At 73.9% G+C, this 11945-nt stretch carries 11 protein-coding genes and 1 tRNA gene; 7 read left to right on the top strand and 5 right to left on the bottom strand.

The window, feature by feature from the left end; genetic code table 11:
- The first annotated feature begins 182 nt into the window (after window positions 1-182).
- Genes KSNIM_RS08410 through KSNIM_RS08400 form a run of 3 tightly spaced genes read left to right on the top strand, consistent with a single transcriptional unit; the run spans window position 183 to window position 3228 of the window.
- Window positions 183-977 (top strand): hypothetical protein, encoded by a 795-nt coding sequence (locus KSNIM_RS08410; protein ID WP_263102596.1) that lies wholly within the window; start codon window positions 183-185, stop codon window positions 975-977.
- Window positions 978-1007: 30 nt separating this feature from the next.
- Entirely contained in the window at window positions 1008-1496 is a 489-nt protein-coding gene (locus tag KSNIM_RS08405) for a cysteine/serine endopeptidase inhibitor (protein ID WP_263102595.1), read from the top strand.
- A gap of 40 nt (window positions 1497-1536) precedes the next feature.
- The gene (locus KSNIM_RS08400) at window positions 1537-3228 is read left to right on the top strand and encodes an AMP-binding protein (RefSeq protein WP_263102594.1); all 1692 of its coding nucleotides are present in this window, start codon (window positions 1537-1539) and stop codon (window positions 3226-3228) included.
- Between the two features lie 114 nt (window positions 3229-3342).
- Here the strand turns inward: KSNIM_RS08400 and KSNIM_RS08395 are convergent, their stop codons facing one another.
- The 3 genes from KSNIM_RS08395 to KSNIM_RS08385 all read right to left on the bottom strand — a co-directional run bounded on the left by KSNIM_RS08395 (window position 3343) and on the right by KSNIM_RS08385 (window position 5635).
- The gene (locus KSNIM_RS08395; protein ID WP_263102593.1) at window positions 3343-4104 is read right to left on the bottom strand and encodes an SDR family NAD(P)-dependent oxidoreductase; all 762 of its coding nucleotides are present in this window, start codon (window positions 4102-4104) and stop codon (window positions 3343-3345) included.
- A gap of 29 nt (window positions 4105-4133) precedes the next feature.
- A complete protein-coding gene (locus tag KSNIM_RS08390; RefSeq protein ID WP_263102592.1) occupies window positions 4134-5273 on the bottom strand; it encodes an acyl-CoA dehydrogenase family protein in 1140 nt (379 codons plus the stop codon).
- 274 nt (window positions 5274-5547) lie between these two features.
- A tRNA-Leu gene (locus tag KSNIM_RS08385) sits at window positions 5548-5635 on the bottom strand.
- A 234-nt stretch (window positions 5636-5869) separates the two neighbouring features.
- Here KSNIM_RS08385 and KSNIM_RS08380 point away from each other — a divergent pair.
- The 3 genes from KSNIM_RS08380 to KSNIM_RS08370 all read left to right on the top strand — a co-directional run bounded on the left by KSNIM_RS08380 (window position 5870) and on the right by KSNIM_RS08370 (window position 8720).
- Window positions 5870-7207 carry a M20/M25/M40 family metallo-hydrolase gene (locus KSNIM_RS08380; protein WP_263102591.1) on the top strand — a complete coding sequence of 446 codons (1338 nt, stop codon included), beginning with the start codon at window positions 5870-5872 and terminating at the stop codon, window positions 7205-7207.
- 270 nt (window positions 7208-7477) lie between these two features.
- The gene (locus KSNIM_RS08375; protein ID WP_263102590.1) at window positions 7478-7717 is read left to right on the top strand and encodes a chaplin; all 240 of its coding nucleotides are present in this window, start codon (window positions 7478-7480) and stop codon (window positions 7715-7717) included.
- 232 nt (window positions 7718-7949) lie between these two features.
- Window positions 7950-8720, top strand: coding sequence for a chaplin (locus tag KSNIM_RS08370; protein WP_263102589.1), 771 nt, complete (start codon window positions 7950-7952; stop codon window positions 8718-8720).
- Window positions 8721-8860: 140 nt separating this feature from the next.
- On the opposite strand, the gene KSNIM_RS08365 is transcribed toward KSNIM_RS08370, so the two are convergent.
- The gene (locus KSNIM_RS08365) at window positions 8861-9070 is read right to left on the bottom strand and encodes a DUF5703 family protein (protein ID WP_411543675.1); all 210 of its coding nucleotides are present in this window, start codon (window positions 9068-9070) and stop codon (window positions 8861-8863) included.
- A gap of 359 nt (window positions 9071-9429) precedes the next feature.
- Here KSNIM_RS08365 and KSNIM_RS08360 point away from each other — a divergent pair, with 359 nt between their 5' ends.
- On the top strand, window positions 9430-10047 hold the full coding sequence (locus KSNIM_RS08360; RefSeq protein WP_263102588.1) for a hypothetical protein: 618 nt from the start codon (window positions 9430-9432) through the stop codon (window positions 10045-10047).
- A gap of 104 nt (window positions 10048-10151) precedes the next feature.
- Here KSNIM_RS08360 and KSNIM_RS08355 read toward each other — a convergent pair.
- Window positions 10152-11945 (bottom strand): AAA family ATPase (locus KSNIM_RS08355; protein ID WP_263102587.1); only part of this gene is annotated, 1794 nt, incomplete at its 5' end.

The following is an 11945-nucleotide window of genomic DNA, read 5'->3' as shown; positions in this document are numbered from 1 at the left end:
GGAGGGCCGCGGCGCAGCGGCTCGGGTCCGACCGGGCGACCGGCGTGCACGGGGCCCACCGCCGTGCGGCAGCAGGCCGGCCTGACCCCGCCGCGCACCCGGACGGGGTCGGCCGAAGGGCAGCCACGGGCCGCCGGTGCGACCATCGTGGGCAGGGGCGCGACCTTCGGAAGGTGCCGCTGATGCATGCCTCGCGGGCGACCGCCCGGCAGTACCGGTCCCACAGCAGGCCCGCGGGCCGGCCCGTACGGGCACGGCTGCTGGCCGCCCCGCTGCTCGCCCTGGCCCTCGCGGGCACCGCCGCCTGCAGCGGATCCGGCGGTGACCCCACCCCGGCCTCGGCCCCCGCGCCCGCCTCCGCCGGCAGCCCCACGGCCGCCGCACCGCTGCCGACCTCCGAGGACCTGCGCAGCGCGCTGCTCACCACGGAGGACCTCGGCCCGGCCTTCGCCGAGACCCTCCCGGCCGACGGCGCCGAGGACGAGGGCACCAGCGGGTGCCCGCTGCTCTCGGCGATCCTCAACGGCCAGGGCGAGCCGCGGCCCGGAGCCGTCCGCGAGCAGACCGAGTTCACGACCGCCGAGTCCAGCCCGTACCTCGGCGAGTCGCTGCTCACCGAGGAACAGGGCGCGCTGGCCGACGACCACGCCAAGGTCGCCCAGGCGCTCCGCTCCTGCGAGGCGCTGACCTTCACCGGCGACTCGACCGCCGTCACCTTCACCCTCACCCCGATCCGCTTCGGCGGGCTGGCGACCACGGCCGTGCGGTTGGACGGCGTCCTCGACGGCGTCCTGCTCAACGGCTACCTGGCGGTCGAGCGGATCGGACCGGCCGTCCTCACCTTCTGGTACTTCCAGGCGGGCGGCGCCTCGGCCCAACTCGCCGACGAGGTCTACCGGGCCGCCGCCGCCAAGGTCCTCCAGGTGCTGGTCGAGGGCGACGTGGCGAGCGGGTCGGCAGCGGCGGCCCGGGTCTGAGTGGGCGTCAACCCCACTGTCCGCCGGGGAATGCGGAGGTGGACCGCCGCCGCGGTCAGCGCGGCGGTCGTCCCCGTCCTGGGCGCGGGGGCAGCAGTGGCCGGCCTCCCCGTCGGCCAGTCCAGGACGGGCAGGATGACCTGGTACGACGATGAGGGCACCGGCGCCTGCGGTACGGCGATCGACGCCGCGACCGAGGACCTGGTCGCCGTCCCCGCCGCCTGGTGGACGACCGCCGATCCCAACAACGACCCGCTCTGTACCGGAATTTCGGTGGAGGTCGGCTACCGCGGGCGGAGCATCACCGTCCCGGTCCGGGACCAGTGCCCCGGCTGCCCGGCCGAGCAGATCGACCTCAGCCGGCCCGCCTTCCAGCGGCTCGCCGACCCCGACCTCGGGGTGGTCGACGGGATCACCTGGAAGTTCGTCGACTCCGCTGCCGGGGGCGGTGGTGGGGCAGGGGAGTTCGGACACGTTCGCGAACTTCCGGCGGAGGCCGGTGCCCCGGCGGCAGGATGAGCGGGAGAGACGGTTCCGATCACCACCGAGGAGACAGGCCATGGGCTCGGTCGACGACTTTCTCGCGGCCCGCGACGTCCTGCTGCGCCACCGCACCGACTACGACGCCGCCCGCCGGGAGTTCCGCTGGCCGCAGCCGGCGGCCTTCAACTGGGCGCTCGACTGGTTCGACCGGATCGCCGAGGGCAACGACCGGCCCGCGCTCCGGGTGATCGACGACGACGGCACCGAACACACCCGCAGCTTCCGCGAGATGGCGCACCGCTCCGACCAGGTCGCCAACCACCTGCGGTCGCTCGGCCTGCGGCGCGGCGACCGGATGCTGGTCATGCTCGGCAACGTGCCCGAGCTGTGGGAGGCGATGCTCGGGGCGATGAAGCTCGGCGTGGTGGTCATCCCGGCCACCCTGCTGCTCAGCGCCGACGACCTGCGCGACCGGCTGGAGCGCGGCCGGGTGCGCGCGGTGATCGCCGCCGCCGAGGTCGCGGACCGCTTCGCCGGGCTTCCCGGTGCGGAGCTGCGGATCGCGGTGGGCGGTGAGCCCGAGGGCTGGCACCGGTTCACCGACGCGGACGGTGCCGCCGCCACTTTCGAGCCGGACGGCGAGACCCCGGCGGACGATCCGCTGCTGCTCTACTTCACCTCGGGCACCACCTCCAGGCCGAAGCTGGTCGAGCACACCCACACCTCGTACCCGGTCGGGCACCTGTCGACCATGTACTGGATCGGCCTGCAGCCGGGGGACGTCCACCTCAACATCTCCTCGCCGGGCTGGGCCAAGCACGCGTGGAGCAACCTCTTCGCGCCGTGGAACGCCGAGGCGACCGTGCTGGTGCTCAACCACGCGCGATTCGACGCGGACCGGCTGCTGGGGGTGCTGGACCGCTGCGGCGTCACCACCCTGTGCGCGCCGCCGACCGTGTGGCGGATGCTGATCCAGGCGGACCTGACGGCACATCGACTGCCGCTGCGGGAGCTGGTCGCCGCCGGGGAGCCGCTCAACCCGGAGATCGTCGATCAGGTGCGCAAGGCCTGGGGGCTGACCGTCCGGGACGGCTTCGGGCAGACCGAGACCACCGCACAGATCGGCAACAGCCCCGGCCAGCCGGTGAAGCCGGGTTCGATGGGCCGTCCGCTGCCGGGCTACCACGTCGTGCTGCTGGACACCGAGGGCCGCCACGCGGAGGAGGGCGAGTTGAGCCTCGACCTGGCCCGGCGTCCGGCGGGGTTGATGCGCGGCTACGCGGGCGACGAGGAGAAGACCGCCGTGGCGATGCGCGGCGGCCACTACCGCACCGGCGACGTCGCCTCGCAGGACGCGGACGGCTACATCACCTACGTGGGCCGCGCCGACGACGTGTTCAAGGCGAGCGACTACCGCATCTCGCCGTTCGAGCTGGAGAGCGTGCTGATCGAGCACCCGGCCGTCGCGGAGGCCGCCGTGGTGCCCTCGCCGGACCCGGTGCGGCTCGCGGTGCCCAAGGCGTTCGTGGTGCTGGTGCAGGGCCGCGAGCCCAGCGCCGACCTCGCTTGCGACATCCTGCGGTTCACCCGGGAGCGGCTGAGCGCCTACAAGCGGATCAGGCGGCTGGAGTTCGCCGATCTGCCCAAGACCGTCTCGGGCAAGATCCGCCGGGTGGAGCTGCGGCAGCACGAGCAGCAGCACGGCGAGCCGCGGAACCCGAACGAGTACTGGGAGTCGGACTTCCCGTCCCTGAAGGACCGTCCCTGAAGGACCGTCCCTGAAGAACCGTCGCTGAAGGGCCGGCCTGAAGGTCTGAACGCGGCCGAGGGCCCGCCCGGTCGCGATGACCGGACGGGCCCTCGTGCGTGCGACGGGAACGGCTCAGCGGGCGGTCATCCGCAGCGCGCCGTCCATCCGGACGGTCTCGCCGTTGAGGTAGTCGTGCTCGGTGATCATGGTGACCAGGCGGGCGTACTCCTCCGGCCGGGCGAGCCGCTGTGGGAAGGTCACGCTCGCGGCCAGGCCGGCCCGGACCTCGTCGCCGAAGCCGGCCATCATCGGGGTGTCCACGATGCCGGGGGCGATGGTGACCACGCGGATGCCGAACTGGGCGAGGTCGCGGGCCGCCGTGATCGTCATGCCCGCCACACCGGCCTTGGAGGCGGCGTAGGCGATCTGGCCGACCTGGCCCTCGAAGGCGGCGATCGAGGCGGTGTTGACGATCAGGCCGCGCTGGCCGTTCTCGTCGGCGCCCTGCTGCGCGATGGCCTCCGCGGCCAGCCGCATCACGTTGAAGGTGCCCAGCAGGTTCACGTTCAGGACCGCGCGGAACAGGTCGAGGTCGTGCGGACCCTTGCGGCCCAGGATGCGGGCCGAGGGGGCGATGCCGGCGCAGTTGACGGCGAGCCGCAGCTCGGCGCCGTCGGCCTCGATCCGGGCCAGCGCCTCGCGGACCGGTCCCTCCTCGGTGACGTCGGCCGGGAGCAGGGTGACCCCGTCCGGCTGCGGGCCGGCGGCGGCGACGGCCTTGTCCAGGTCCAGCCCGTAGACGGTGGCGCCGCGGGCGGCGAGGGCGGCGGCGGTGGCCGCGCCCAGGCCCGAGGCGGCACCGGTGACCAGGGCGGCGGAACCGGTGATGTCCATGGAAGTCTCCTCGGTGGCGTTGGGACGGGTCAGCGGGCGAGGCCGCGGCTGATGACGAGGCGCTGGATCTGGTTGGTGCCCTCGAAGATCTGCATGATCTTCGCCTCGCGCATGTGGCGCTCGACCGGGAAGTCACGGGTGTAGCCGTACCCGCCGAGCACCTGGACGGCGTCGGTGGTCACCTTCATGGCGGCGTCGGTGGCGACCAGCTTGGCGACGCTGGCCTGCCGGCTGAACGGGCGGCCGGCGTCGCGGCGGCGGGCCGCGTCCAGGTAGGTCGCACGGGCGGAGTCGACCGCGGCGGCCATGTCGGCGAGCAGGAAGCCCAGCCCCTGGTGGTCGATGATCTTCCGGCCGAAGGTGGTGCGCTCGTTGGCGTAGTCGATCGCGGCGTCCAGCGCGGCCTGGGCGAGGCCGGTGGCGCAGGCGGCGATGCCGAGACGGCCGTTGTCGAGGGCGCTGAAGGCGATCTGCAGGCCCTGGCCCTCCGTGCCGATCAGGCGGTCGGCGTCGATCACGGCGCCGTCCCAGAAGGCGGAGGTGGTGGGCACGGCCTGCAGGCCCATCTTGCGCTCGGGCTTGCCGAAGGTCAGGCCCTCGGTCCGGCCCGGGGCGAGGAAGCAGGAGATGCCCTTGCCACCCGGGGCGGTGCGGGCGAACAGTGCGTAGAAGTCCGCCTTGCCGCCGTGGGTGATCCATGCCTTGGTGCCGGTGATCCGGTAGCCGCCCTCGACCGCCTCGGCCTTGCAGTTGAGCGAGGCGGCGTCGGAGCCGGCCTGCGGCTCGGAGAGGCTGTAGCCGCCGATCGCGGCACCGGCCAGCATGTCGGGCAGCCAGCGGCCCTTCTGCTCCTCGGTGCCGAAGGCGTAGAGCGGGTGGCAAGCCAGGGTGTGGACGCTGGTGGCCACCGCGACGGCGGCCCAGCGGGCGGCGAGCTCCTCCAGGACCTGGAGGTACACCTCGTACGGCTGGCCACCGCCGCCGTACTCCTCCGGGTAGGCCAGGCCGAGCAGGCCGGCCTTGCCGAGCAGGGCGAACAGGCCCTCGGGGTAGGTCTCGTCGTTCTCGTGCCGGTCGACACGCGGTGCCAGTTCCCGGTCGGCGATCTCGCGGGTGAGCGAGATCAGGTCCTCGGCCTCCTGGGTGGGGAGGAGCCGGTCGACGGCCATGGCGGACTCCAAGTGGTACTCGAAGCGGTACGTCAGTACCGCATAGCGTAGTGCACAGTGGTCGCGCGAGGTACCGGGCTGGCGCGGAGGGGGCTGCTGGGCCCGAGGGAGGGGAGAGGTGCCGGGAGAGTGCCCCGGAGGAGGCGCGGGCCGCACCGGAGGGCGCACCCGGGAGGCAGATCGGCGCAACGGGCCGGCAAGGGCGGTCAGGGAGGGCTGCGCCGGAAAATGGAAGATGCCCGACCAGATCGCTCTGGTCGGGCATCTTCCGTACTGGTGTCCGAGGGGGGACTTGAACCCCCACGCCCGATAAAGGGCACTAGCACCTCAAGCTAGCGCGTCTGCCATTCCGCCACCCGGACGGGGTGTCGTCTCCGCGGCTCCGTGCCGCGTTGACGTGCTCAACTGTAGCAAAGATCGGCTTGCGGTCCCAAAACCGCCCCTGCGGGGTGCCGACGGGCTTCGATCCGTGGGCGGATGGCCTTGGGGCGCGACGGATGCTGGGGGAGGATGGCGGGACGGTGCCCGCGGTGCCCCGGCGTGGGGTCGGGGGCGGCGCCGAACTGCGTCGGGCGGGCCGGAGACGAGGAGTGGCCGTGAATGAGCCGAATGCGGAGCGGGCGGGAGTCCCGAAGGTGACGGCCGAGTCGGAGGTCGCCGACATCTGCCGCGACCTGATCCGGATCGACACCAGCAACTACGGGGACGGCTCCGGGCCGGGGGAGCGCAAGGCGGCCGAGTACGTCGCCGAGATGCTGGCCGAGTTCGGCGTCGAGCCGAAGATCTACGAGTCGGCCAAGGGGCGGGCCTCGACCGTCGTCCGGATCGAGGGCGAGGACCGCTCGCGGCCCGGCCTGCTGATCCACGGCCACACGGACGTGGTGCCGGCCAACGCCGCCGACTGGACGTACGACCCGTTCTCCGGCGAGATCGCCGAAGGCTGCGTCTGGGGCCGCGGCGCCGTCGACATGAAGGACATGGACGCGATGACGCTCGCCGTCGTCCGCGACCGGCTGCGCACCGGCCGCAAGCCCCCGCGCGACCTGGTGCTGGCCTTCGTCGCCGACGAGGAGGCGGGCGGCACGTACGGCGCCCGCTACCTGGTCGACAAGCACCCGGAGCTGTTCGAGGGCGTCACCGAGGGCATCGGCGAGGTCGGCGGCTTCTCCTTCACCGTCAACGACCAGGTGCGGCTCTACCTGGTGGAGACGGCGGAGAAGGGCATGCACTGGATGCGGCTGACCGTCGAGGGCCGGGCCGGACACGGCTCGATGGAGAACGACGACAACGCCATCACCGAGCTGTGCGAGGCGGTCGCCAGGCTCGGCCGGCACCAGTTCCCGCTGCGGATCACCAAGACGGTCCGTGCCTTCCTGGACGAGCTCTCGGACGCCCTCGGCGTGAAGCTCGACCCGGAGAACATGGACGAGACGCTGCGGGTGCTCGGCGGCATCGCCAAGATGATCGGCACCACGCTGCGCAACACCGCCCAGCCGACCATGCTCGGCGCCGGCTACAAGGTGAACGTCATCCCCGGCCAGGCCACCGCCCACGTCGACGGCCGCTTCCTGCCCGGCTACGAGGAGGAGTTCCTGGCCGAGCTGGACTCGGTGCTCGGCCCGCGGGTCAAGCGCGAGACCCTGCACTCGGACAAGGCGATCGAGACCGGCTTCGACGGTGCCCTGGTCGAGGCCATGCAGTCGGCGCTGCGGGCCGAGGACCCGATCGCCCGGGCCGTCCCCTACTGCCTGTCCGGCGGCACCGACGCCAAGTCCTTCCAGGACCTCGGCATCCGCTGCTTCGGCTTCGCCCCGCTGCAGCTCCCGCCGGACCTCGACTTCGCCGGCATGTTCCACGGCGTGGACGAGCGGGTGCCGGTGGACGGCCTGAAGTTCGGCGTGCGGGTGCTGGACCGCTTCCTCGACGCCTGCTGAGTCCGTCGGAACGGCTCCGGCCGACCGCCGCGGCCCGCCCCGGGAGTTCTCCGGGGCGGGCCGTTCGCATGGTACGAGGGAATGATTTGGGACGTCCTCGAAAAGCTCTGAAGAAACGATTCCTCGCGCTTTCCCATGGTCGGGTACCTGTTCGGATCATCACCGTTGCGGGTGAATGCGGAACCTTCTCCGTACCCCGTTCGCAGCAGTCTCGTTCACTCCTGTGTGCAGCCCGGGGGAACGGGCTGCCGACATGAACCAGGAGGACCCATGAAGGTCAAGAAGATCGCCGCCGTCGCCGCCGCCACCGGTGGTCTGGTGCTGGCCGGCGCCGGTGCCGCTTCGGCGCACGGCGCGGACGCCCACGGCGTCGCGGCCGGCTCGCCGGGCGTGCTGTCGGGCAACCTGATCCAGGTGCCGGTGCACGTCCCGGTCAACGTCTGCGGCAACACCATCAGCGTGATCGGCCTGCTCAACCCGGCGTTCGGCAACAGCTGCGCCAACGTCTGAGCGGTCTCCGGGCGCTGATCCCGGTCTTCCGACGCGTGCCCCCGGGCGGCGGGAATCCCGCCCGGGGGCACGTCCGTCTGTGCGCGGCAAGGAATTCCGGCGCGCCGCTCACTCGATCGGATGAAGCCTCGGCATCGGGTTCAACTTATCGCCGCACCGCTCGTTGTCCGGTGTACGGGCGAGGACCTCGTCAGGAATTCAGACCATCGGACGAATCGAATCAGGGGAGTCAATGCGACAGGTCGCAAAGAGGGGAATCCTCACCGTCGTCGCCACCGGCAGTGTGCTGGCCTCCACCGCGGGCTACGCGTACGCGGCAGGCAGCGAGGCCCAGGGTGTCGCGGCGAACTCTCCCGGCGTCGGCTCCGGGAACACGGTGCAGGCCCCGGTGGACATCCCCGTGAACGCGTGCGGCAACACCGTCAACGTGATCGGGCTGCTCAACCCGGCGTACGGCAACCAGTGCGGCAACGTCTCGCAGGGGCACGGTGCTTCGACGGGCACCAGCAGCTCGACCGGTTCCGGCGGCTCGACCGGCTCCGGCGCGTCGACGGGCACCGGTGGCACCCACGCCGGCGGGTCCTCCGCGAGCGGCGGCAGCCACGGCTCGCCGGGCGTGGTCTCCGGCAACACCGTGAGCGTCCCGGTCAGCGCGCCGGTCAACGCCTGCGGCAACACGGTCGACGTGGTGGGCCTGGGCAACCCCGCGTACGGCAACTCCTGCGGCAACACCCACGTCCACGAGACCCCGCCGCCGCCCACCAAGCCGGAGGAGTGCGGCTGCACCGAGACCCCGCCGCCCGCCCCGCCGAAGACCCCGGAGACGCCGCCCAGCGGCACCCCGCGTGGGGGCGAGGGCACCCCGACGCCGGTCACCGTGGCCACCCCCGACCACCTGGCCTCCACCGGCGCCTCCGGCCTGGAGCTGATCGCCCCCGCCGGCCTGGCGCTGCTGCTCGGCGGCGGCGTGCTCTACCGACGCTCCCGCGCCGGCGCGCGCTGAGCAGGTCCTCCGCCAACCCCGGCCGTGCGTCCGGGGCCGTCCCGGCCGCACCCGGGGCTGCCCACGGGCGCACGGCCGTGTCCGGGGGCCGTCGACCCTCCCCGGCCCCGCGGCTCAGTGGCCGTGCCGGGGCCCCGCGCTCACCAGCTGCGCGTCTGCCGGATGATCCGGCGGCGCAGCCGTACGGTCCGGCTGCCGTCCGGGTAGAGGCGCAGCCGGTCCAGCTCCCAGTGGCCATACTCGGCGTGCTCGGTGAGCAGCTGGCGGGCCGCGTTGCGGCTCGTGCCGCGCGGCAGGCGCAGCGACTGGTACTCGTACTCGGGGGTCCGGACCAGCTTGGGTGGGGTCAAGTTCTCCTCCTGCCTCCGTGCCATGGCCTGAACGCAAGCCTACGGCGTGGCGCCGACGGACGGACCTGGCGCGCGGGGCGTCCGCCCGGCCCCGCGCCCCGGTCGCTGCCGCTCCACCCTGACATGCGCTCAGTTCCGGTATGCCGGAGCGATACCCCGGCGCGGGGCGGTCGATGCCGGAGGGCGGCCGACGGGCTGCCGTGCAGGTGGTGCGGGATCCGCCGGGGGCCCGGAACGGCGCCGTCCGGCAGGTACAGAACCACACGGATCGGACATCGGGGCGGAAGTTGTCGTGAATTCGCGGGCGTAGGTGACAACCCCTGTGCGTGCGGTCACCGGGGCGGGATAGCGTCTGCACCATGTCTGATGCCGCGCAGCTCACCATCAATGAGGTACGGGCCGCCGCCGAGGCGGTCAAGGCCGCGATCGACCGGCACCTTGAGGCCGTGGCCGGCACCACCGAGGAGGGGGATCCGGCCGTGGTCGCCGCGTACGAGGATCTGGCGGCGGCGGCAATCACCTACGACCAGTTGCTGTACGAGGTCTACGACGAGGTCACCCCCTTCGAGGTGCCGGGCGACGGCAGCGAGGGCGGCTACGTCGGGCCCGAGCAGCCCGAGGCGATCAGCGTGCTGATCCGCCGGGACTACCTGGTGGCCGACCCGAAGCGGCTGCGGGCCCAGGCCGAGCGGGTGGACGACTCGCTCACGCCGGGCGGTGGCACCGCGGGGGGCGTGAACGCGGCGATCGGGGTGCTCTTCGGCGAGTACGAGCCGGACGAGATCGCCGCACGCTGCGACGAGTTCGGACTGGAGGAGGGCGACTCCACGCTGTGGGTCTCCGCCAGTGAGCCCTCCGAGCCGGGCGAGTGGCTGCCCGAGCCGTTCGAGGCGGCCGACCCGCAACTGCTGATCTGCCGGTTCGACATCAGCGAGGTGTACGACGACGACCCGGACGCCTTCGAGCCGGAGTCGTGACCCGGGCCGAGTGACCGGGGCGCGGGCCCGGGCCGGGTGACCGGGCCGTGAGTGCGGGAGGGGCGGGGCCGACGGCCCCGCCCCTCCGGCGCGTGCGACCGTGCTCAGCCCTCCTGGCCGGTCTGCTCGGCGAGGATCGCCCGCAGCCGGGTGGTGCGCGGCGCGGCCGGCCGCTCGGCCACCGCCTGGGCGAGCGCAGGTCCGGACGGGTGCACCACCGAGAGGTGGCGCTCGGCCCGGCCGAAGGCCGTGTACACCCACTGCCGGGTGAGGCCCGCGGCGGCGTCCCCGGGCACCACGACCACCGCGCCGGGCCAGCGCCGGCCGACCGCCTGGTGCGCGGTGAGGGCCCAGCCGTGCCGCAGCCGGGCGGTCTGCGCGGGGGAGAGGGTGAGCCGGCTGCCGTCGGACAGCTCCAGGTGCAGGCCGGCGGCACCGCCGTCGACGACCCGGCCGGGCAGCGTCGTGCCGGGCGCCGGCGACCAGGCGACGCGGTCGCCCGGGTCGAAGCCGCCGAAGGTGCCCGGCCCGGGGTTCAGCCGGGCCTTGGCCGCGGCGTTCAGCGCCCGGGTGCCGGCGCCGCCGCCGTGGCCCGCGGTGATCAGCACGACCTGCTCCGCGGGGATGCCGAGCGCCCGGGGGATCGAGTCGGCGAGCAGCTGGACGGCCCGGTGGACGGCCTCGCCGGCGTCCTGGACGGCCAGCACGACCACCTCCTTGTCCGGCGCGTCGACGGGCTGCAGCTCGCCGATCGAGATGCCGGACACCAGCTCGCCGATCGGACCTTCGTCCGGGGTGCGGGAGGCGACGACCGGGCAGGCCTTGGCGGCGAGCAGATCGGCCAGGAAACGGCCGGGGCCGGCCGACCAGAGCTGGTTCGGGTCGCCGCTGAGCACCAGCCGGGTGCCGTCGGCGAGAGCCTCCAGCAGGGTCGCCGCCAGCTCGGCGTCGAGCAGCTGGGCGTCCGGGACGACCAGCAGGTCGAGGGCGAGGGTGCCGTCCTCGGCGCGGCCCGGGCCACCCGGCCCGAGCAGGTCGGCCAGGGTGGCGAGGCGCTCGGCCGCCGGGGATCCGGGGAGCAGGCCGGCGAGCACGGTGCGGCCGTGGTCCGTCCAGGCGGCGGCCCAGGCGCGCAGGCCGAGGCCGTCGGCGGCGAGCAGCAGGGCGGCGAGTTCGGCGCGGGAGGCCTCGCCGCCGGTGTGCACGACCAGGGCGCTCTCGGCGACGGCCCGGACCAGGGCGGTCGCGGAGGAGGAGGGCGCGGCCGCCGCGGCGGCCTCCCAGGCGTCCGGGCCGGGTGCGACGGGCCCGGCGGAGACCTCCTCGGCGTCCCCGGACTCCTCGCCGTCCCCGCCGTCCCCGCCGTCCTCGGTGTCTTCCGGCTCCGCGCCGCCGCTGCCCGGGACGAGGGTGGACTGCAACCGCACCAGGGCCTCGCCGAGGCTCTCCTCGGCGAGCGCGAGGCGCTCCAGCGCGAGCAGGGTGCGGGTGGGCGGTTCCTCCTCGTCGTTGCCGTGGTGGCCGGGGAGCTCCTCCTGGAAGGCCATCACCCGGCCGTCCACCACGGCCTCCTGCAGGGCGGCCGCGGCGTCCGGCAGCCGGAGCCGCTCCAGCCCGGCCGCAACCTCGCCGATCTCCTGGGCGGAGTGGCCGCGCAGCGCGGCCTGCTCCAGCACCCAGGGCACCAGCGCGGCGGCGCGGCGCGGGTCGCCCGGCCCGGCGGCGGGGCCGAGCAGGCCACGGGCGAAGCCGTCGGCCTGTTCCGGGCGCACCCCGGGCAGGCCGAGCACGGCCCACGGGTCCTCGCGCAGCTGCTCGGCCGCGGTCTCACCGAGGGCGGCGACCGCGGGCTCGGCCAGGTCGGCGGGGGCGCCGCCGGCGGCCAGTACCTCGGCGGC

Source organism: Kitasatospora sp. DSM 101779, from assembly GCF_025655475.1.
Classification (GTDB): Bacteria; Actinomycetota; Actinomycetes; order Streptomycetales; family Streptomycetaceae; genus Kitasatospora.
This window is presented reverse-complemented; position numbering and strand designations above follow the sequence as displayed.

What these genes read in the sequence shown, in the direction of transcription:
- KSNIM_RS08410 (WP_263102596.1), top strand. Translation starts at nt 183, where the DNA reads ATGCATGCCTCGCGGGCGACCGCCCGGCAGTACCGGTCCCACAGCAGG.
- KSNIM_RS08405 (WP_263102595.1), top strand. Translation starts at nt 1,008, where the DNA reads ATGCGGAGGTGGACCGCCGCCGCGGTCAGCGCGGCGGTCGTCCCCGTC.
- KSNIM_RS08400 (WP_263102594.1), top strand. Translation starts at nt 1,537, where the DNA reads ATGGGCTCGGTCGACGACTTTCTCGCGGCCCGCGACGTCCTGCTGCGC.
- KSNIM_RS08395 (WP_263102593.1), bottom strand. Translation starts at nt 4,104, where the DNA reads ATGGACATCACCGGTTCCGCCGCCCTGGTCACCGGTGCCGCCTCGGGC.
- KSNIM_RS08390 (WP_263102592.1), bottom strand. Translation starts at nt 5,273, where the DNA reads ATGGCCGTCGACCGGCTCCTCCCCACCCAGGAGGCCGAGGACCTGATC.
- KSNIM_RS08375 (WP_263102590.1), top strand. Translation starts at nt 7,478, where the DNA reads ATGAAGGTCAAGAAGATCGCCGCCGTCGCCGCCGCCACCGGTGGTCTG.
- KSNIM_RS08370 (WP_263102589.1), top strand. Translation starts at nt 7,950, where the DNA reads ATGCGACAGGTCGCAAAGAGGGGAATCCTCACCGTCGTCGCCACCGGC.
- KSNIM_RS08360 (WP_263102588.1), top strand. Translation starts at nt 9,430, where the DNA reads ATGTCTGATGCCGCGCAGCTCACCATCAATGAGGTACGGGCCGCCGCC.